The following is an 18959-nucleotide window of genomic DNA, read 5'->3' as shown; positions in this document are numbered from 1 at the left end:
CAGGTCGGCGCCTTCCGCGAGGAAGCCGTCGCCCGCGACTGGCTGAACGACATCAGCCGCCGCTTCCGCACCCAGTTCTCAAGCGCCCAGCGCGACGTGCAGACGGCGAACGGCTGGTATCGGTCGCGCTTCACCGGCATGAGCCAGCAGTCGGCCGAGGCGGCGTGCGAGGCCCTGTCAGAGCGTCGCGTCACCTGCATGGTGATCCGCCCCAGCTGACCTCAGCGTCCCTGGCCGTTGCGCCAGCCAGGCTCGGCCAGACGCCGAGCGTAATCACGCACGTCCACGGGCCAGGCTTCCGTCCGGGCGTCGAACGCCGTCCAGTCGCCTGCGAACAGCATCCGCACGGCCTCTTCATAGTCCGGCAGATCGCCCGCCACGGCGGTCATGAAGCGATAGGCAGCCTCACGGCTGCGACGCATCCGATCCGGCGCCTCCGCCTCGCGAAGGGCGGTTTCGACCAGTTTGCGCAAGGCGACCGACGCCCCGCCCGGCTGGGACGCCAGCCAGTCCCAATGGCGAGGCAGCAGGGTGACTTCCCGCGCGGTCACGCCCAGCTTGGGCCGCCCCGGCCCGCGCTTCTCAGGTTCGGGCTGCGACGGCTCGGGCGGCAGTCGCGCCAGCACCGCCGCAAGATCGCCGCGCAAATCCAGGTCCACCGGCTGCGCATCCTCATCCCGAAAGACCAGAACCGCTCGTCCGGAATCGTGCGCGGCCTTCACCGCACCTGCGACCTGAGCCAACGGCCCAGTCGTGATCATCGTATGGCCGTCGAAGGCCGTGCACAGAGTCATAATCCGTCCTCGCTTTGTTGAGGACGGAATTACCCGGATGATATTATCGCGTCAATATCATCCGGGTAATTTATTATCTCCGCTCGTCCATGCCGCCGAACAGGGCGCCGGCGATCCAGCTGACCACGCCGGTGACGATGGCCGCGCCGATCCCCGCCCACAGGCCATCGACGACGAAGCCGCCCAGGAACATGGCCGTCAGCCCGATCATGGCGGCGTTCACCACCAGCAGAAACAGGCCGAAGGTGACGATGGTCAAAGGCAGCGTCAGGATCACCATCAGCGGCCGCACGAAGGCGTTGACCACGCCCAGGATGACCGCCGCCGCGATCAGCGAGCCGGTCGAGGTGAACTCCACCCCCGGCACCAGCTTGGCCGAGGCCCACAGACCGATCGCCGTGACCACGGCCTGAACAATGAAACCCAGCATGACGCCTCCAACTGAAGAACCTTGACCATATAAGCGCATATCGCGGCGTTCCGCTCCGTGCGCCGCACGAGATCGCCTGCTAGGCTGGCCGCCCTACCCCGAAGGAGACCCCCATGAGCCTTCACGGCGCCTACGACCCGGACAACATCTTCGCCAAGATCCTGCGCGGCGACATGCCCAGCGTGAAGGTGTGGGAGGACGACGACGTCCTGGCCTTCATGGACGTCTTTCCCCAGTCCGAGGGGCACGTCCTGGTCGTGTCCAAGACCTCGACCGCCCGCAACATCCTGGAGATCGAACCCGAAACCCTGGCCAAGCTGACCGCCGCCGTCCAGCGCACGGCCCGGGCGGTCGAAAAGGCGCTGAAGCCCGAAGGCCTCAGCCTGATGCAGTTCAACGGCGACGCGGGCGGCCAGACGGTCTTCCACCTGCATTTCCACATCGTGCCGCGCTGGGCCGATCGCCCGATGAAGGGCCATGGCCACGCCCCCATGGCCGACGCCGAACAGCTGAAAGCCCTGGCCCAGAAGATCGCGGCAGCCCTGGACTGACCGCCTACAGCGGTCCCTTGAAGATGAAGAAGGCGCCGCCGGCGATCAGGGCGAAGCCGATCAGGTGGTTCACCGTCAGCTTCTCCCCCAGATACATCACCGAGAAGATCGCGAAGACCAGCAGAGTGATCACCTCCTGCATGGTCTTCAACTCGGCCGCCGAATAGACCTGATGGCCGATGCGATTGGCGGGCACGGCCAGCCAGTATTCGAAGAAGGCGATCCCCCAACTGATCAGGACCACGATCCACAGCGGCTTGGCCCCGAATTTCAGGTGGCCGTACCAGGCGAAGGTCATGAAGACGTTGGACAGCGCCAGCATGACGACGGGCGCGAGATAGGGCAGCGAGGGCATTCGATCAGTGTGCTTGCGTCAAAGAGATTCCGCCAGCATAAGGCGGGCCACGCCGGTTTAGCTCAGCTGGTAGAGCAGCGGTTTTGTAAACCGAAGGTCGCGGGTTCGATCCCTGCAACCGGCACCACCCTCTCCCGATCAGACCGGGAATGGTCAGGCCCGCGCGTCGCGAGATGCGACGCCGTTATCCGCATCAACAGATCGCGGTTCCTTACGCCGTCATCCGCCGGCCTGCCCGGGCTCTCAAGCGTTCGGCGTCCATACGTCGCAGGGCGAAGCAAGGAGAGGCTTTGCAATATGCCGCTCATGTCTCCTGAAAATGAAATCTCTTTCCGCCGCATCACCTCTGAAAATGTCAGCGAAGTCTGCGAGTTGAGCGAAACCTTGTCGCCGGCGCAGCGCGCTGTAGTCGCCGACAACGGCGTGTCCATCGCCGAGGGTTTCTGTTCCGAAGCGACATGGCTTCGGGCGATCTACCTGGACGAAACCCTCGTCGGCCTGGTCATGGTCAACGACGGCGACGAGTGGGACGACGGCATCGACTGCGACGGCCCCTATCTGTGGCGTCTGATGATCGCAGGCCCGCACCAGGGCGCGGGCGTCGGCCGCCGGGTCGTCGAACTGGTGAAGCAGCGCCTGCGCCGACGCGGCTATGCCACCCTCTACACCAGCTACGGCCTGGGCGAAGGCAGTCCCCAGGGCTTCTATAGCCGCCTGGGGTTCGTACCCACGGGCGGATATTTCGGCGACGAGGTCGAGGTCTGCGCTACCCTTTAGGGCCCCTCGCGCCCCGAGTCGCGCTTGTCGCAGAGGATGGAAGCCGCTAGGCCTTCGCCTTCTCCCCTTTCCGGCCCGTAGCCACCGCAACTTCGGCCGCCTCCCTCATGTCCGAGACGACCAACAAGCTGGGTCACAGGATCCGCACACGGGGCGCCCGCACCCGGCGCGCCCTGCTGGACGCTCTGCGCAGACTGCTGAACAGCAAGCATCTGGGCGAAATCCGTCCCGCAGACGTGGCGGCGGCGGCGGGGGTGTCGGCGCCGACCTTCTACACCTACTTCGCTTCGGTCGAGGAAGGCCTGCTGCTGCTGTGCGAAGAGGCGGGCGAGGACTTTCAGCGGCTGGCTGCGCACATCCACGCCGACTGGTCCGGCGAGCGCGCCTTCGAGGCCGCCCGCGCCTATGTGCTGGAGGTTCTGGGCCTGTGGAGCGACCACGGACCGGTGCTGCGGGTCGAGCACATGCTGGCCGACATGGGCGAGCCCGCCTTCGCCGAGAGCCGCATCCGCCGCCTGCGTCGCCTGCACCTGGCGCTGGAGCGTCGCATCGCCCAGGCCCACGCCGGCGGCCTGCATCCCGAGGGGCTCAATCCCCGCCTGACCTCCTATGAGACAGCGAACCTGGTGGAATCCGTCGCGGCGGGTTTCGAACTGATGCGCCGCGCCGATACGCCGGAAGCCATCATCGACACCACCGCCCACATCGTGGTGAAGCTGACCACCGGGCGCTGACGCCCTCGCTTGGACAAGCTGTCCATTGCGACGGGGCCCTCATGGGCTAAAGCATGACCGTCGGCCAAGGAGTGCGTCATGTTCCGTCTTTCGTCCTTCCCCACGATCCGCCGCGCGTCCGGTCCGGCCGTCGTGCTGGCCGCCGCGCTAACAGGCTCTCTGGGCCTCACAGCCTGCGGCCAGGGCGCCGAAGGTTCGGGAACGGGCGCGGCCGAAGCCCCCAAGCCCCCCGCGCCGACCGAGGCCGAGAAAGCGGCCCTGCTGGCCTCCCTGCCCGCCCCTTATGACCAGGCGGATCTGGAGAACGGCCGCCGCGCCTTCGCCCGCTGTCGTTCGTGCCACACCATCACGCCGGGCGGGCCGAACATGACGGGCCCCAACCTCTATGGCGTGTTCGGCAGCGAGGCGGGCGCGCGGGATAAGTACAGCTATTCCCACGCCATGCGGACGGCGGACTTCACCTGGGACGCCGAAACCCTGGACCATTGGCTGCAGAACCCGCGCACCTTCCTGCCCGGCAATAAGATGAGCTTCGCCGGCCTGCCCGACGCCACGGACCGTCGCGACGTGATCGCCTTCCTGAAGGTCGAGACCGGGTTCAAGCCGACTGGCGAATGAGCAACGCCTAGCCTTCTCCCCTTGCGGGAGAAGGTGGCCGAGCGGAGCGAGGTCGGATGAGGGGTTGCGGGACGTCTGACGCGCGTCCCTTCATCTGAGGTCGCAAGACCCCTCATCCGTCTGCCTTCGGTAGCCACCTTCTCCCACAAGGGGAGAAGGAAACTACTCCGCCGGGCTCATGTCCGGTTCGAGGCCGTCGCGCTTCTCCTGCGCTTCCCACTCCTCGATCTTGCGGGCGGTGTATTCCGGCGACTTGGTGAAGCGCGCCAGCACGCCGTAGATCACCGGCACCACGAACAGAGTCAGCACCGTCGCGAACATCGCGCCGGTAAAGATCACCACGCCGATGGTCTGACGGCTGCCCGCCCCCGCCCCTTGCCACAGCACCAGCGGCAGGGCGCCGAAGGCGGTGGCGATCGAGGTCATGATGATCGGCCGCAGACGCAGCGACGAGGACTCGATGATCGCCTCGCGGATGGTCCGGCCCTGGTCGCGCAGCTGGTTGGCGAACTCGACGATCAGGATGCCGTTCTTGGCGGCCACGCCGATCAGGATGATCAGGCCGATCTGGCTGTAGATGTTCAGGCTGGAACCCGCCATCAACAGACCGAACAGCCCGCCCGCCGCCGCCAGCGGCACCGTCAGCATGATGACCGCCGGGGTGATCCAGCTCTCGAACTGGGCCGCCAGCACCAAGAAGACCAGCAGCAAGGCCAGGGCGAAGGCCCAGCCCACGGCGCTGCCCGCCTCCTGCTGGTCGCGGGCGGCGCCGCCCCAGCGGATATTGGTCACGCCCTGCGGCTGCTTGGCGACCTCGGCGTTCAGGAACTGCACCGCGTCGTCAATGGTCATGCCGGGATTAAGGTCGGCCGCCAGGGTGATCGCCCGCTGGCGATCCAAACGACGACGGTCCGGCGTATCGCCCGAAGTCTTGGTCGAGACCACGGCGGACAACGGCACCAGCTGGGCCGTGCCGGTCGAGACATAGAGCGACTCCAGGTCCGTCACTTCGCGGCGATTGTCGCGCTCGGTCTGCAGAATGACGTCGTATTCCTGACCGCCCTTGATGTAGGTTGTGGCGCGACGCGAACCGAACATGGTTTCCAGCGTGCGGCCGATCTGTTGCGAGGAGACGCCCAGGGCGGCCGCCTTCTGCGGATCGACATCGACCAGCAGACGCGGCGCGTTCGGCTCATAGTTCAAGCGCGGACGCGAGAAGCCGGGGTTCTCCTGCGCCGCCGCCAGGATGGGCTGCAGCCAGTTGTAGATGGCGGCGTATTCCGAACCCGTGACGACCATCTCGACCGAGTTGGAGTTGCCGCCGCCGCGCTGGAAGGCGCCGGGCGTCGAGGCGTTGACCTGGGCGCCGGTCTGGTTGCGCAGCTTGCCGTTCAGCTCCTGGGCGATCTGGTCGGCCGAGCGGTCGCGCTCGGACCAGTCGGACAGGTTCAGGATGGCGCTGCCCGAGCTGAAGCCGGAACCGCCGAAACCGGGCGAGGACACCAGGAAGTTGGCCGCCTCGCCGTTCTCACGATACTCGGCTAGGATCGGCTCCAGCCCCAGCATGATCTCGCGCGTGTAGTCGAAGCCCGTGCCCTCAGGCCCGGCGATCCGAAGCGTCACGCGCCCGCGGTCCTCGTTCGGCACCAGCTCGTTCGGCAGGTGCAGGAAAATGCCTGTAGCCCCCGCCGCGACCAGCACGATGACGGCCGCCACCCCGCCGACAGCGATGCGTCGGCCCAGCAGGGCGTCAAGCGATGCCGCATAGGACCGCTTCAGGGCGTCCATGCCCGCATCCACGCGCCGCGCCACCCAGCCGCCGGTCTGCGCCGGCTTCAGAATCTTGGACGCCAGCATGGGCGACAGGCTGAGCGCCAGGAAGGCCGAGAAGGCCACGGCCGCGGCGATGGCCGCCGCCAGCTCCACGAACAGACGGCCGACATAGCCCGGCAGGAACAGCAGAGGCGCGAACACGGACAGCAGCACGATCGTCGTCGCCACGACGGCGAAGAAGACCTGACGCGCGCCGCGCTCGGCGGCCACCAACGGCGGCTCGCCGTGATCCAGACGGCGCTGGATGTTCTCGACCACGACGATGGCGTCATCGACGACCAGGCCGATGGCCAGCACCAGGGCCAGCAGGGTCAGCAGGTTCAGCGAGAAGCCCAGCGGCGCCAGGACGATGAAGGTCGCCAGCAGGCAGATGGGCGCCACCACCGACGGGATGATCGCCGCCCGCAGGCTGCCCAGGAAGATGAAGTTGACCAGCGCCACCAGGGCCATGGAGATGCCGATGGTGATCCACACCTCGTCGATGGCGTGCGAGGTGAAGACCGAGTTGTCCGAGCCGACTTCCAACGTCGTGCCGGGCGGCAGGCTGGAGGACACCTCCTCCATCAACTTGCGCGCGCCTTCGGAGATCTGCAGGTCGTTCGACTGGGCCTGGCGGGTGACGGCCAGACCAATCTGATCGACGCCGTTGCCGCGGAACAGACGGCGCGCCTCGGCGGGCGCCTCTTCGATGCGGGCGATGTCGCCCAGGCGGGTGACGTAGGCGGCGTTGCCGATCAGGGCGCCGGTGACGCCGTTGGTCATGGCCGCCGAGGCCGCGCCCAGGGTGCCCGACGCTTGCGCGCCCGTGGCGGTCGAGGCCGAGCCGCGCGTGCCGATGGGCAGTTGGGCGAAGTCAGCCGGATCGGCGTAGTTGCGCGCCACGCGGACGGTGTAGTCCTTCTGCGCCGACTCCAATGCGCCTGCGGGCAGTTCGACGTTCTGGCTGTTCAGCGCATTCTCGACGTCGGTGACGATCAGCCCCCGCGCCGCCATGGCCCCGGCGTCCAGCCAGATGCGCATGGCGTAGCGTTGCTCGCCGAAGATGTTGACCTGGGCCACCCCTGGCACGGTGGCGAAGCGATCCACCAGATAGCGGCGGGCGTAGTCGGTCAGCTCCATGCGGTCCATCGTCGTGGAGCGCAGGAACATGATCATGATCGGCTGGCTGTCGGAATCGGCCTTGGCCACTTCCGGCGGATCGGCCTGGTCCGGCAAGCGGCCCAGCACGCGCGAGATGCGGTCGCGCACGTCATTGGCCGCGTCGTCGATGTTGCGGTCCAGCGAGAACTCGATGTTCACGTTGGAGCGGCCGTCGCGGCTGGTCGAGTTGATGCGCTCAACGCCCTGGATGCCGGCGATCTGCTGCTCGATCGGCTCGGTGATCCGGCTCTCGATCACCTCGGCCGAGGCGCCGGCGTAGTTGGTGCTGACCGACACGACCGGCGGGTCCACGTCCGGCAGTTCGCGCACGGGCAGAAAAAAGAAAGCCGCGGCGCCGATGACGCACAGGACGATGGCCGCCACCGCCGCAAAGACGGGGCGCCGGACCGAAACATCGGACAGCATCATGGGCGGGCCGCCTGCGACGCCCGGGTGCCGCCCTTGGCTGGAGCGCCGCGCTGCTGACCTTCGGCGCCTTCGACGGTGACGGGGGCGCCCGGCTGGATGCGGTTCAAGCCGGACGCGACGATGCGGTCGTTGTTGCCCAGGCCCGAGACGATCTCGACATAGCCGTTCTCGACGGCGCCGGTCTGGACCTCGACGCGCTGGGCGGTCGTGCCCGTTTCGCCACGCGCGATGCGATAGACGAAGGCGCCCTGGCCCTCATACTGAACAGCCGCCTCAGGCACGGCCAGGCTCTGGCGACGCCCCTGGTGGACGGCGACGCGCATCATCATGCCCGGGCGGATGCGGTTTCCGGGGTTGGGGAATTCGGCGCGGGCGATGACGGCGCGGGTCTGTTCATTGACCCGCGTATCCAGCAAGGCGATGCGGCCGTTGAACTCTTCGCCGGGGAAGGCGTCCGTGGTCGCCGTGATCGGCGCGCCCACGGGCAGGACGCCCAGATAGCGTTCCGGCATGGGGAAGTCGACGCGAACGCCGCTGGTGTCGTCCAGGGTGGTGATGACCGCGCCCGGCGAGATCAGGGTGCCCGGCGTGACCGACGTCAGGCCCAGCACGCCGGCGAAGGGCGCGCGCAGGATACGGTCTCCGCGACGCGCTTCCGACGCCGCCATGGCCGCCTGGGCCGTTTTCAGCGCCGTCTCGGCCGTTTCGGCCATGACGCGCGGCGCCACGCCGCGCTCCGCCAGGATGCGATAGCGGTCATATTCGCGCTGAGCGTTCTCCAGCTGGGCGCGCGCGCGGATCAGATCGGCGTCTTCCTCACGCGCCTGCAACTCGACCAGAGGCGCCCCTGCGGCCACGGCCTGACCGTCGGTGAACATGACCTTGGTCACCAGTTCCGTCGTGTTGGAGGTGATGTTGACCGAGCGGCGGCTGCGGGCCACGCCCAGCACGCGGATCTGGTCGGCGAATTCGCGGCGCCCCGCCACCACCTCCGCGACGATCTGGCCGCGTCCGGCGCCCGGTCCCCCCGGACCGCGCTGCTGGCCTGCGTCGCCGCCGCCGGCCGCGATCTTGATGATCGCCGCCACGACCATCAGCCCCAATACGCAGGCTGCGCCGATAATGAAAAAATGGCGTTTGAACACGCGACGCAGTCTCCCCGACAACAAGCGCCCCCGCTTAACGGGTCACCGCCGTTACGCAAATAACGTATCTGTAACGTGGCGAACCTCGGATTCCGTCGCGGAAATCGGGACTAAAATCGACGCCAGATTCCGATGATCGGCCCTCTGCCCGCAGGAATTTCGCGACCCGAAACGGCCTGTCGCCAGCCGGCCTGCAGCCGCCAGTCCCCGAACCGACGCACCACCGAAGCCTCCAGCGACAGCCAGCGCGCCGCACCCTCGCCATCCGCCGCCCCGCCGAAGGCCTGCGCCATCACCATCCAGTCCTGGTTGAGGTGCGCCCCGACCGTCGCATCCGCGCGCGTCTCGTCGGGCAAACCCGACCGCCAGCGCCGCGCCGCTTGGAGATCAATAAACCCGCGATCAAAGGATCGCCCCGCCAGAAGCCGCACCTCGACGTCGCTGTCTCCTGCGCCCGGCGGAGCGTAGCCGGCGTTGCGTCCCGCCCCGCCCTCGGCGTAGCCGACATAGACGGCCGCGACGTTGCGATCGTCGCGATAGGCCTGCCAGCGCACGCCCATCTCGATCGGCCCCGGCCCCTGATAGTCGAGGAACTCGTCGCGCCCGTCCTGCCATTCGCCCTTGGCTTGAAGAGTGAAGCGGTCGCTCAAGCCATATTCGACGAACACGCTGGCCGCGATGTCGCGCCGCCCGCCCGGCAAGTCGGCCCGCCCGCCGTCGGAGGTGAAATAGTCCTCGGCGCGGATATTCTCGTATTTGACGATGATCTCGCCCTGCCCCTTCGGCAGGTTCCAGGCGCCGGCATGGGCCGCCTCAGCGCCGGACAGCGCAACCAATCCGACCCAAAGGCCGACGCCTCCCCTCCCTCGCACGGCCCCACCCTTTGCTAGATGTCGTAACCGGGCGATTTTCGTTGCAACTGGCGCAAGGCGCCGGGCCAGGCCAGGGAGGAGATAAAGCCGATCCCCCGGCCCTGCTCCTTCGTTTCCGCCTGGGCGGCGTCAGGCGCGATCAGAACGTTGTCGCGTCCCGCCGACAGGGCCGCGACCTGCTGGGCGCAAGCGCGTTCCAGGAAGAAGATCCCGACCCAGGCCTCCGCCGCCGTGTTCCCGACCGCCAGGGTGCCGTGATTGCGCAGCAGCATCAGCGGCTTGTCGCCCAGGTCCGCCACCAACCGCTCGCGCTCGTCGTGGTTCAGGGCCAGGCCTTCATAGCCGTGATAGGCGACCTGATGCTGCAGCAGGCAGGCGTTCTGGCTGATCGGCAGCAGGCCGTCCTTCTGCGCCGCGACGCCCACGCCGTTCACCGTATGCAGGTGGATGACGAAATGCGCCTCTTCGCGCGCCGCATGGACCGCCGAATGGATGGTGAAGCCCGCCGGATTGATGAAGCTGGTCGTCTCCTGAACTACATTGCCTTCCAGATCGACCTTCACCAGGGAAGAGGCTGTAATTTCATCGAAATACCAGCCGTATGGATTGATGAGGAAGTGATGCTCCGGTCCCGGCACGCGGGCCGAGATATGGGTGAAGATCATGTCGTCCCACCCGTTCAGCGCCACCAGGCGGTAAAGCGCGGCCAGTTCGACCCGCACCTGCCACTCCGCCTCGGAAACCTGGGATTTGAGCGACCGCGCCGCGTCCGTCATCGACCTTCCCCTTATCAGCGTTCAGATGAGCCTCTCTCCGCTCCGGCCCGGCGTCAAGTCTCCGACCGCCTCCGAAAGGCTCGAAACGGAAGACTTCATTAACCCTGTTTTCATCGACACAAGCGAACACTGTCCGCCGGCGGCGCGGCCGCATCGTCAGGGGGATGTTTCGTGGACTCAATCGAGGCGTTCGCGCCTTCCCCGCGTAGCGAGCCCCTGCCGCTGGCCAGCCTTCACCAACTGATCGATTTGGCCGCCGGACGTCCGCCGGAAGAACAGCAACGCCTGTTGCTGGGCGTGGCGGACCTCTACTGCTCGGTCGGCGGCCAGGCTGGCGCGCCGCCTGCCCTGACCGAGGTCTTCGTGGCCATGGTCCGCGCCGCCGAGCAGGATATCCGACGTATCCTGGCCGAACGACTGGCCGACGCCGCCTGGGCGCCGACGGACCTGGTGCGCCTGCTGGCCGCCGACGCCATCGAAATCGCCCGCCCGGTGATCGCCGCCAGCCCCCTGCTGCTCGACGCCGACCTGCTGACCCTTCTGGAGGAAGCCTCGCTGGACCATCAGGTCCAGGTGGCCCTGCGCCCCGATCTCGGCCCCCTGCCCGCCCGCGCCATCCTCGACCGCGGCGAGCCGGCCGTCCTGACCGCCCTGGCCGTCAACCGGACGGCGCGGCTGGAAGCCGCCGACATGGCTCGATTGGTGGAGCAGGCGCGGTCCGTCGCCGCCCTGCGCGCGCCGCTGACACGGCACCCCCGGTTGAACGAGGATCTGGCCCTGCGTCTCTATCAGTGGGTCGGCGAGGCCCTGAAGCAGGCCATCTCCCAGCGCTTCAGCCTGGACGCCGCCGCCCTGGCGACGGCGGTCGCCGCAGCGGCCCAGCAAGCGGCCGAGACCACGCCCGATCACGCCGCCGCTCAGTTGGCCGCCAAGCTGCATGCGGCGGGACAACTGCGCCCCGCCACCCTGATGCGGGCGCTGCGGGAAGAGAAACTCGACCTCTTCGTCCACGCCCTGACCATGCTGAGCGGTCTGGAGACCGAAGCTTTACGGCGCGCCCTGCGCGGCGACACCGCCCGACCGCTGTTTCTGGCCTGCACCGCTGCGGGGCTGGATCGCGCCGCCTTCCCCGCCCTGCTGCGCGAGGTTCGTCGGTTGAACCACGGCCTGCCGCATGATCCTGACGGCGAGGCCTGGCGCCCGGCGCAGCGGTCGACCACGCAGGCGGCCTATGAATTTCGCCTGCTGATGGCGCCTGAAGGCGGGTCAACCGTTTGACAGCGCGCCTCCGCTCCGCTTGCGTAGCGCCGTGACTCAGTCGTTCCACCCCACCGCCATCACCTTCGTCGCCAGCGACCGGCCCGAGGCCGAAGCCGCCCGCCAGCGGTTGAGCGAACGCTATGGCTCGGTTCCCGCCGCCGAGGCCGAGGTCATCGTCGCCCTGGGCGGCGACGGCTTCATGCTGGAGACCCTGCACAACAATCTGCAGCTTCGCACCCCCGTCTATGGGATGAACCGCGGCTCCGTCGGCTTCCTGATGAACGACTATGAGGAAGACGACCTTCTGGATCGCCTGGCCCAGGCCGACCGCACGGTGCTGCATCCGCTGCAGATGGACGCCTGGGTCGAGAGCGGCCAGGTCCACAGCGGCCTGGCCATCAATGAAGTCTCCCTGCTGCGCCAGACGCGCCAGAGCGCCAAGCTGCGCATCAGCATCAACGACAAGGTGCGGCTGGAGGAGTTGACCTGCGACGGCTGCCTGGTGGCGACGCCGGCAGGGTCGACCGCCTATAATCTGTCGGCGCACGGGCCGATCATCCCGCTGGACGCGCCCAGCCTGGCGCTGACGCCGATCAGCGCCTTCCGCCCCCGGCGCTGGCGCGGCGCCCTGCTGTCGCACACGGCGCGGGTGCGCTTCGACGTACTAGAGCCGGACAAGCGGCCGGTCAGCGCCACCGCCGACAATTTCGAGGTGCGCCGCGTCTCGCGCGTCGAGGTGCGGGAACGGCGCGACATCACCCTGACCATGCTGTTCGATTCAGGCCGCTCCTATGAAGAGCGCGTCATGGCCGAACAATTCGCCGCCTGAACTGTAAAATAGTCGAGGCGCCGTCACCGGATTTTAAGCCTCTGCGCGACAAAATGGCCGCTGTTGTTGAGGAGCCGCCCGTGACCAACCAAGTCATCCGCCCGCCCAATCCCCTGCGCGCCAAGGTCGGCGGCGGCTTCGGCGGCATTGACGCCAACGCCATCGCCAGGGCCGAGGAGGCGCTGAAGGCCATGTCGGCTCAGTTCGGCCAGTGGTTGAACGACGAGGTGGTCAGGCTGGACAAGGCTCAGTCCGACATCCGCAGCCAGGGCTACACGCCCGAAACGGCTGAGGCCCTCTATTTCCGGGCCCACGACCTCAAGGGACTGGGGACCACATACGAATACCCGCTGGTCACGCGCATCGCCGCCTCGCTTTGCCGGATGCTGGACGACGCCGACAAGCGGATGCAGGCTCCCCTGGCCGTGGTCGACGCCCACATCGACGCCATCAAGGCAGTGGTCCGCGACAAGATCCAAACCGACGACCATCCCGTCGGACGCGATCTGGTTGAAACCCTGGAAGCCCGTGCGGCGGAGCACCTGGGCTAAAGCCGACTGATGGATCAGGCGCGGCTCAGGCCGCGCTGACGGCGCCGCGCCAGCCGTCGTCAGCCGGACGATCCAACCGCTCCAGCAGATAGGCCAGATCCTCACGCGCGGCGTCGGGACGCTGACTCAGGAACCGCTCCAGCATCCGTTGACGGAAGACGGCGCTGCCGGTGTCCCCGCCTTCGGCCTGGAGCGCCCGCCAGGTGTCGACCCCGGCGCGGAAGGCCTGGAACAGGCGCGGCGGCATGCCGGCACGGTCGTAGATGGCCTTGAGGCCCAAAGGCCCGGCGTCATGCACCATCAGCCAGGCGCGATGATGCGGCGTACCCGCCAACTCGGCCAGGGCGTGCTCGAACAGGCCGATCTGCCCCCGCGCCAAGGACCGGAGCAGCAGAGACGGCGTCAGCACGCGGCGGCTGTTCAATCCCGCCACAAAGGTCGGCAGATCATCCGTCACACGGGCCTGGTCCACCAGGTCGATCGTGGCCCGCTCCCGCGCGAAGTCGGCGAACTGGATGGCTGTCTCGGGCGTCAGGGCGTGGCGGGTGATCAGGTGTTCGCGCACAGCCTCGCTGGCCAGAACCACCAGCCGCTCCGTCACGGACAGCGGCAGAACCTGACGATAGGCCAGGGCCGAAATCACCTCCGGCGCATCGCTGAATCGATCGAGGGCCACGCTCAGCGCAGCCTCGGACAGATCGGCGTTGTCATTTGCAGCCAGGGCGGCCACCGCCTCCTGCTTGCCTTCGGCAACCAGAACCGACGCCACATCGCGCGGCACGCGCGGGCGGGACGCCACCGCCACCTGGCGCAGCGCCGTCCCGGCGCGCACGATCTCGATCAGATCGTCGTCCGTGAAGGCCGGGCAGCTGTTGATGATGGGCAGGGCCACGCTGTCCACGTCGCCGGCCAGCCGACGCGCCGCCTCGCGCGGCATGATGTCCGAGGACTTCAGCGTCACCGCCACGGCCCGTCGCACCAGTTCGGCCGCATCGGCCGCCAGCACGCTCAGAATCTTTTGCGCCGCCTCGCGCTCCACGTCATCCAACGCCATGCGGTCGATGCTGCGGCACAGTTTATGTGCGGCGGCTGCGCGTTCGTCCTCCAGATCAGACTTGATCAGGCGCCGTATGTCGCTTTCCGTCAGTCTGGCGCGGTAGGCGGTCATGGCTCGAAGGCTCAGGGTTGGCGAGGAATCAATCGTCACCCCTAGCGTTACATAGTTAACACCCTCTTAGGAATAAGGCGGAAGCGTGGTCACGCCACCTTATCCGGCGGCGGAGCGAATGCGCCTCCGAATCCGCCGCCTGATCCCTGCCCGTCCTGGCCCAGCAACAGCGCCAGAAGGCTCTGATCCTGCTTCAAGCGGTCCATGCGCGCAGCCAGCATCCGGTCCTTCTCGCTCAGTTCCGGCGCCGCCTTGGCCGCGCCGCCGCTGCCGACGCCGACCGCCGGGAAGGCCTCGCCCGCCGTGCGCTGCAGATTGGCGTGCACCTCGGCCGCCGTGGCCGGACGGCCGTTGCGATAGAAGATCGAACGGTTGGCCGACGCCGCTTCGGGGAACAGGGCCACCGCGCTGGTCTGGGGCCGCGCCTGCACCGCCTCCAGCAATTTGGCTGCGCCTGCTGGCCCCAGGAAGTGCGCCGCATAGAGATCGCCCGCTCCCGGCTCGCGTCCCGTGCGGCCGCGCAGATAGGCGGCGTTGGACGCCGTCAACTCCCCCGCCATGGTCGAAGCGGCCTGAGGATCGAAACGCAGGTCCAGCACGACGTTGCGAGCCGAGCCGCGCACCTGCCAGCGCCCGTCGCCGCCCTGATAGATCAGGTCGGCGTACTGGCCGTAGCCGTGCTTGGCGCCGTGCCGCTTCACCGTGCCCAGCCAGGTCTGCTCGATGAATTGGAACAGGCCCGAGGCCGAGGACGTGGGCGCCCGCGCATTGGGATTCATCGCGCTTTCGCGACGCGCGGTCTTCATCAGGAAATCGAAGTCCACGCCGGTCGAGGTCGAGGCGCGCCGGATCGCCGCCTCCACGCCGCCAGATGATGGAATCGCTTTCACGGTCATGTGTGAACGGTCGCTAACCTCGGTAAACGAAAGCTTAACGCAACACCCCTGCCGTTAACAATTCCAAGCGCCACAATAAGGCCGCAAGCGAAGCGCGAACTCTGTTCCGTGGGTGCTGGGGAGGGCCTGCGACAGGAGGCGCGTAAGTCATGATGATGCGTATCGCCGGGGGCCACGGCGTGGTCAGCCCCCTCGACTTCCAGCAACGCAAGAAGCCCCTACCCCGATGGGTGTGGGCGATGATCACCGCCTCGGCTCTGGTGCATGTCGGCGCCGGCGTCTGGCTGTATCAGCAACGCTTCGAACTGGCCGACGCCCCTGCGTCCTTGGAAGACCTGCCCACGACGATCGTGGAGCTGGCGCCCAGGGTCAAACCGCCCGAGCCGAAGACGGCCTCGCCCGCGCCGACCCCGCCGATCCATCGGCCGACGCAGGTCATGCCCAGCGACGTCGCCCCGTTGGAGGTTCCGGTCGCCCCCGTGGTCAGCCATGACGCCGGGCCGGTCATCAACCTGACCGAACCCGCGACCGAGCCCGCAGCCGGAACGACGATCACGCCCGAACCGCCCAAGCCGGTTCCCGTCATCACCCAGCCCGACTGGGTGCGGAAGCCGACGGCGGATCAGCTGATGCGGGCCTATCCGTCCGCTGCCGAGGCGCGTGGGATCGGCGGGGTGGCCGAACTGTCCTGCCTGGTGCGGGTGGACGGCAGCCTGACCGGCTGCTCGGTCACATCCGAGACGCCCGGCAATCAGGGCTTCGGTCGGGCGGCGGTGAGCCTGAGCCGCTACTTCCGCCTCAGCCCGCGCACAGTGGACGGTCAGGCCGTCGACGGCGCCCGCGTCACCATGGCCATCCGCTTCGACCTGCCCAAGGACTAAACGAACCGCGAGGGATGGAGGGTCGGCTCGGCGACGGGCTGACCCTCTGTCGCATCGGCGACGACGGAGCCGATCAGCGGACCCAACAGCCAGCCGTTGCGGCGCGGCCCCAGCGCGACATGAAGACCCGGCGCAACCTGCCCGGCCATCGGCAGACCGTCCGGCGTCGTCCCCCGCACCCCCGCACGCCAGTCGATCGTCAGAGGACGCGGCGTCTGATCCAGCACCTTCCATGCGGCCATCAACATAGCCTCGCAACGCGCCGCGTCAGGAACCACCGAACGCTCGCCCGGCTCCATCGTCGCCCCGATCACGCTGCCTTCGCCCATCGGCGCGACATAGGCGCCCGGCCCGCGCACGACGTGATCGACCAGCTTCTCCTTCACCAGACCGATCTGGCCGCGAATGGGGGTGATGCAGGCGACCGTCGCGCGCGCTTCGGGCGGCAGGCCCTCCAGAGCCGGGTCGGCGCCCGTGGCCAGGATCAGATGATCGGCGCGCACGGCGCCCGCCGTCGTCTTGACCCGCCAGCCCTGCCCGTCCAGCGACACGCCTTGCGCCTGCGCCTCGATCACCGTCAGCCCCCGCGCCAGAGCCGCCAGGGCCTGAGGCGGATCGACCTTCGCATCCTCATGCGTCGTGAGGCTGGCCGAGGCGGCGTCGTAGTGATGCTGAAAGCCCAACGCCTTCATCCGCGCCGCCAGTTCGGCGACGTCGCCGCCGCGCCATTCCGCCAGATCGCCATACAGGCGCACGCCCGTCGCTTCGGCGAAGGCGGGCCATAGGTCGCGCGCGCGGCGCAGCACTTGCGCCGCCTCGGGCGACAGATCGTCTATGGCGCATTCCATGGCCGGCGCGATCATGCCTGCCGCTACGGCCGAGGCGTTGACGCCGCCGGGGTCCACCACCGCAACGCGGCGTCCACGTCGCCTCAGTTCGGCCGCCGCGCACAGGCCCAGCGCACCCGCGCCGATGACCACAGCGTCGAAGGAAGGTTCGGGAGAATTAAAAAGGGGCACGGGATGTCCTTCGACCTCCCGCGCCCCGATTTCAACCGTTGAGGACGGTCTTTTATTCAGCCGCCAGCTTGGCCGCGCGCGCCTCTTCCAGACGCTTGGTCAGGGCGGCGTGCTGGCCCCACAGGGCCTTGGGCAGACGATCGCCGAACTTCTCGTAGAAGGCGGGGATCAGGGCGGCTTCCTCGGTCCAGACGTCGGCGTCGACGTCCAGCAGGATCTGCAGGTCGGCGTCGGTCAGCGTCAGGCCCGACAGGTCCAGCGCAGACTTGGACGGCACGCGGCCGACCGGGGTGTCCACGGCTTCGGCCTGGCCTTCCAGACGCTCGACGATCCACTTTAGCACGCGGGCGTTGTCGCCGAATCCCGGCCAGACGAACTGGCCGTCCTCGTTCTTGCGGAACCAGTTGACGAAGAACAGGCGCGGCAGCTTCGACGCGTCCGACTTCTCGCCCATCTTCAGCCAGTGGCCGAAATAGTCGCCCATGTTGTAGCCGCAGAAGGGCAGCATGGCGAAGGGGTCGCGGCGCAGTTCGCCCACCTTGTTCTCGGCTGCGGCGGTGCCTTCCGAGGCCACGGTCGAGCCCATGAAGACGCCGTGCTCCCAGTCGAAAGCTTCCGTCACCAGAGGCACGGCCGAGGCGCGGCGGCCGCCGAACAGGATGGCGTCAATCGGCACGCCTGCGGGGTCTTCCCACTCCGGCGCGATGGACGGGCACTGACCGGCCCAGACGGCGAAGCGCGAGTTCGGGTGTGCGGCAGGCTCGCCCGAGGCCGGATCGTGCGGCTGGCCCTTCCAGTTGGTCAGGCCTTCCGGCGCTTCCTTCGACAGGCCTTCCCACCAGACGTCGCCGTCAGCGGTCAGGGCCACGTTGGTGAAGATGGTGTCGCGCGTCAGGGTCTCGAGCGCGTTCTTGTTGGTGTTGCGGCTGGTGCCCGGCGCCACGCCGAAGAAGCCCGCTTCCGGGTTCACGGCATACAGACGGCCGTCGTCGCCGAAGCGCATCCAGGCGATGTCGTCGCCGACCGTCTCGGCCTTCCAGCCGTCCAGCGCCGGTTGCAGCATGGCCAGGTTGGTCTTGCCGCAGGCGCTCGGGAAGGCGGCCGCCACGTATTTCGACACGCCTTCGGGGTTGGTCAACTTGAGGATCAGCATGTGCTCGGCCAGCCACCCCTCGTCGCGGGCCATGATCGAGGCGATGCGCAGGGCGTAGCACTTCTTGCCCAGCAGGGCGTTGCCGCCGTAGCCCGAGCCGTAGGACCAGATTTCGCGCGTCTCGGGGAAGTGGACGATCCACTTGTCGTCGTTGCAGGGCCAGGCCACGTCGGCCTGACCTTCGGCCAGGGGCGCGCCCAGGGTGTGAACGGCGGGGACGAAGACGCCGTCGGCGCCCAGCATGTCCAGCGCGCCCTTGCCCATGCGGGTCATGACGCCCATCGACACGGCGACATAGCCGCTGTCGGTGATCTCGACGCCCAGGGCGGAGATCTTGGAGCCCAGCGGGCCCATGCAGAACGGAACGACGTACATCGTCCGGCCCTTCATGCAGCCGTCGAACAGGCCGTCCAGACGGGCGCGCATTTCAACCGGATCAGACCAGTTGTTGGTCGGACCGGCGTCGGCCTCGTCCTGCGAGCAGATGAAGGTGCGGCTTTCGACGCGGGCCACGTCCTTGGGGTCCGAGGCGGCGTAGTAGCAGCCGGGGCGCTTGGTCTGATCCAGCTCCTTCAGCGTGCCCTTGCCGATCAGATCGGCGACAATTGCGGACTTCTCGGCGGCCGAGCCGTCGCACCAGTGAACACGGTCAGGCTTGGTCAGGGCGGCGATCTGCTCCACCCAGGCGACGAGGCCCTTGTGTTCGGTGGGCGCCGGATGGAGACCGGGAATCGATTGCGTCACGTCT

The 18959-nt window shown here is 67.9% G+C and carries 20 protein-coding genes and 1 tRNA gene; 10 read left to right on the top strand and 11 right to left on the bottom strand.

The annotated features are described in order from the left end of the window. A partial coding sequence (locus tag B3D50_RS12140) for an SPOR domain-containing protein (RefSeq protein ID WP_286951464.1) occupies positions 1–219 on the top strand: 219 nt, incomplete at its 5' end. A gap of 2 nt (positions 220–221) precedes the next feature. Here the strand turns inward: B3D50_RS12140 and B3D50_RS12135 are convergent. Beyond that, positions 222–794, bottom strand: coding sequence for a DUF2239 family protein (locus B3D50_RS12135; protein ID WP_286951463.1), 573 nt, complete (start codon positions 792–794; stop codon positions 222–224). A 73-nt stretch (positions 795–867) separates the two neighbouring features. Further along, positions 868–1224 carry a phage holin family protein gene (locus B3D50_RS12130; RefSeq protein WP_088411423.1) on the bottom strand — a complete coding sequence of 119 codons (357 nt, stop codon included), beginning with the start codon at positions 1222–1224 and terminating at the stop codon, positions 868–870. Between the two features lie 113 nt (positions 1225–1337). Between B3D50_RS12130 and B3D50_RS12125 the strand changes: the two genes are divergently transcribed. Further along, on the top strand, positions 1338–1775 hold the full coding sequence (locus tag B3D50_RS12125; protein ID WP_269300191.1) for an HIT family protein: 438 nt from the start codon (positions 1338–1340) through the stop codon (positions 1773–1775). A gap of 4 nt (positions 1776–1779) precedes the next feature. On the opposite strand, the gene B3D50_RS12120 is transcribed toward B3D50_RS12125, so the two are convergent. Next, positions 1780–2130, bottom strand: coding sequence for a DMT family protein (locus B3D50_RS12120; protein ID WP_269300190.1), 351 nt, complete (start codon positions 2128–2130; stop codon positions 1780–1782). A gap of 51 nt (positions 2131–2181) precedes the next feature. Between B3D50_RS12120 and B3D50_RS12115 the strand changes: the two genes are divergently transcribed. From B3D50_RS12115 to B3D50_RS12100, 4 genes are all read left to right on the top strand, one after another. Then, positions 2182–2257: transfer RNA gene (locus B3D50_RS12115), tRNA-Thr, on the top strand. A gap of 245 nt (positions 2258–2502) precedes the next feature. Continuing rightward, the gene (locus B3D50_RS12110; RefSeq protein WP_286951457.1) at positions 2503–2907 is read left to right on the top strand and encodes a GNAT family N-acetyltransferase; all 405 of its coding nucleotides are present in this window, start codon (positions 2503–2505) and stop codon (positions 2905–2907) included. Positions 2908–3014: 107 nt separating this feature from the next. Next, positions 3015–3641 carry a TetR family transcriptional regulator gene (locus B3D50_RS12105; protein ID WP_286951455.1) on the top strand — a complete coding sequence of 209 codons (627 nt, stop codon included), beginning with the start codon at positions 3015–3017 and terminating at the stop codon, positions 3639–3641. A 78-nt stretch (positions 3642–3719) separates the two neighbouring features. Then, positions 3720–4259: a c-type cytochrome gene (locus B3D50_RS12100; RefSeq protein WP_286951453.1), complete on the top strand. Its 540-nt coding sequence runs from the start codon at positions 3720–3722 to the stop codon at positions 4257–4259. Between the two features lie 162 nt (positions 4260–4421). Here the strand turns inward: B3D50_RS12100 and B3D50_RS12095 are convergent, their stop codons facing one another. From B3D50_RS12095 to B3D50_RS12080, 4 genes are all read right to left on the bottom strand, one after another. Then, positions 4422–7658: an efflux RND transporter permease subunit gene (locus B3D50_RS12095; protein WP_286951467.1), complete on the bottom strand. Its 3237-nt coding sequence runs from the start codon at positions 7656–7658 to the stop codon at positions 4422–4424. Further along, positions 7658–8806 carry an efflux RND transporter periplasmic adaptor subunit gene (locus tag B3D50_RS12090; RefSeq protein WP_286951451.1) on the bottom strand — a complete coding sequence of 383 codons (1149 nt, stop codon included), beginning with the start codon at positions 8804–8806 and terminating at the stop codon, positions 7658–7660. Before B3D50_RS12090 ends, B3D50_RS12095 begins: the two co-directional genes overlap by 1 nt. Before the next feature lie 110 nt (positions 8807–8916). After that, positions 8917–9642 carry a hypothetical protein gene (locus B3D50_RS12085; RefSeq protein WP_286951449.1) on the bottom strand — a complete coding sequence of 242 codons (726 nt, stop codon included), beginning with the start codon at positions 9640–9642 and terminating at the stop codon, positions 8917–8919. A gap of 50 nt (positions 9643–9692) precedes the next feature. Beyond that, a complete protein-coding gene (locus B3D50_RS12080; RefSeq protein ID WP_269300184.1) occupies positions 9693–10454 on the bottom strand; it encodes a class II aldolase/adducin family protein in 762 nt (253 codons plus the stop codon). Positions 10455–10625: 171 nt separating this feature from the next. Between B3D50_RS12080 and B3D50_RS12075 the strand changes: the two genes are divergently transcribed. From B3D50_RS12075 to B3D50_RS12065, 3 genes are read left to right on the top strand one after another with little or no spacing between them, the layout of a single operon-like run. Then, entirely contained in the window at positions 10626–11732 is a 1107-nt protein-coding gene (locus B3D50_RS12075) for a DUF2336 domain-containing protein (protein WP_269300183.1), read from the top strand. Between the two features lie 31 nt (positions 11733–11763). Further along, positions 11764–12543, top strand: coding sequence for an NAD kinase (locus tag B3D50_RS12070; protein WP_003164423.1), 780 nt, complete (start codon positions 11764–11766; stop codon positions 12541–12543). A gap of 53 nt (positions 12544–12596) precedes the next feature. Continuing rightward, entirely contained in the window at positions 12597–13094 is a 498-nt protein-coding gene (locus B3D50_RS12065) for a hypothetical protein (RefSeq protein ID WP_003164422.1), read from the top strand. Positions 13095–13119: 25 nt separating this feature from the next. On the opposite strand, the gene B3D50_RS12060 is transcribed toward B3D50_RS12065, so the two are convergent. Both B3D50_RS12060 and B3D50_RS12055 read right to left on the bottom strand, forming a co-directional pair. Further along, the gene (locus tag B3D50_RS12060; RefSeq protein WP_286951444.1) at positions 13120–14262 is read right to left on the bottom strand and encodes a DUF2336 domain-containing protein; all 1143 of its coding nucleotides are present in this window, start codon (positions 14260–14262) and stop codon (positions 13120–13122) included. An 89-nt stretch (positions 14263–14351) separates the two neighbouring features. Further along, positions 14352–15158, bottom strand: coding sequence for a transglycosylase SLT domain-containing protein (locus B3D50_RS12055; RefSeq protein ID WP_286951442.1), 807 nt, complete (start codon positions 15156–15158; stop codon positions 14352–14354). A 149-nt stretch (positions 15159–15307) separates the two neighbouring features. Here B3D50_RS12055 and B3D50_RS12050 point away from each other — a divergent pair, with 149 nt between their 5' ends. Then, positions 15308–16039 (top strand): energy transducer TonB family protein, encoded by a 732-nt coding sequence (locus tag B3D50_RS12050; RefSeq protein ID WP_286951440.1) that lies wholly within the window; start codon positions 15308–15310, stop codon positions 16037–16039. Here B3D50_RS12050 and B3D50_RS12045 read toward each other — a convergent pair. Next, positions 16036–17058, bottom strand: a complete 1023-nt coding sequence (locus tag B3D50_RS12045; protein WP_286951438.1) for an NAD(P)/FAD-dependent oxidoreductase — start codon at positions 17056–17058, stop codon at positions 16036–16038. The genes B3D50_RS12050 and B3D50_RS12045 overlap by 4 nt on opposite strands. A gap of 52 nt (positions 17059–17110) precedes the next feature. Further along, positions 17111–18955 (bottom strand): phosphoenolpyruvate carboxykinase (GTP), encoded by a 1845-nt coding sequence (locus B3D50_RS12040; protein ID WP_286951436.1) that lies wholly within the window; start codon positions 18953–18955, stop codon positions 17111–17113. Positions 18956–18959 lie beyond the last annotated feature (4 nt).

Source organism: Brevundimonas sp. UBA7507, assembly GCF_002478355.1.
In the GTDB taxonomy this organism is placed as follows: Bacteria; Pseudomonadota; Alphaproteobacteria; order Caulobacterales; family Caulobacteraceae; genus Brevundimonas; species Brevundimonas diminuta_D.
This window is presented reverse-complemented; position numbering and strand designations above follow the sequence as displayed.

Coding starts and splice junctions, on each gene's coding strand:
- B3D50_RS12050 (WP_286951440.1), top strand. CDS start 15,308: ATGATGATGCGTATCGCCGGGGGCCACGGCGTGGTCAGCCCCCTCGAC.
- B3D50_RS12080 (WP_269300184.1), bottom strand. CDS start 10,454: ATGACGGACGCGGCGCGGTCGCTCAAATCCCAGGTTTCCGAGGCGGAG.
- B3D50_RS12055 (WP_286951442.1), bottom strand. CDS start 15,158: ATGACCGTGAAAGCGATTCCATCATCTGGCGGCGTGGAGGCGGCGATC.
- B3D50_RS12100 (WP_286951453.1), top strand. CDS start 3,720: ATGTTCCGTCTTTCGTCCTTCCCCACGATCCGCCGCGCGTCCGGTCCG.
- B3D50_RS12065 (WP_003164422.1), top strand. CDS start 12,597: ATGGCCGCTGTTGTTGAGGAGCCGCCCGTGACCAACCAAGTCATCCGC.
- B3D50_RS12095 (WP_286951467.1), bottom strand. CDS start 7,658: ATGCTGTCCGATGTTTCGGTCCGGCGCCCCGTCTTTGCGGCGGTGGCG.
- B3D50_RS12105 (WP_286951455.1), top strand. CDS start 3,015: ATGTCCGAGACGACCAACAAGCTGGGTCACAGGATCCGCACACGGGGC.
- B3D50_RS12135 (WP_286951463.1), bottom strand. CDS start 794: ATGACTCTGTGCACGGCCTTCGACGGCCATACGATGATCACGACTGGG.
- B3D50_RS12130 (WP_088411423.1), bottom strand. CDS start 1,224: ATGCTGGGTTTCATTGTTCAGGCCGTGGTCACGGCGATCGGTCTGTGG.
- B3D50_RS12125 (WP_269300191.1), top strand. CDS start 1,338: ATGAGCCTTCACGGCGCCTACGACCCGGACAACATCTTCGCCAAGATC.
- B3D50_RS12120 (WP_269300190.1), bottom strand. CDS start 2,130: ATGCCCTCGCTGCCCTATCTCGCGCCCGTCGTCATGCTGGCGCTGTCC.
- B3D50_RS12060 (WP_286951444.1), bottom strand. CDS start 14,262: ATGACCGCCTACCGCGCCAGACTGACGGAAAGCGACATACGGCGCCTG.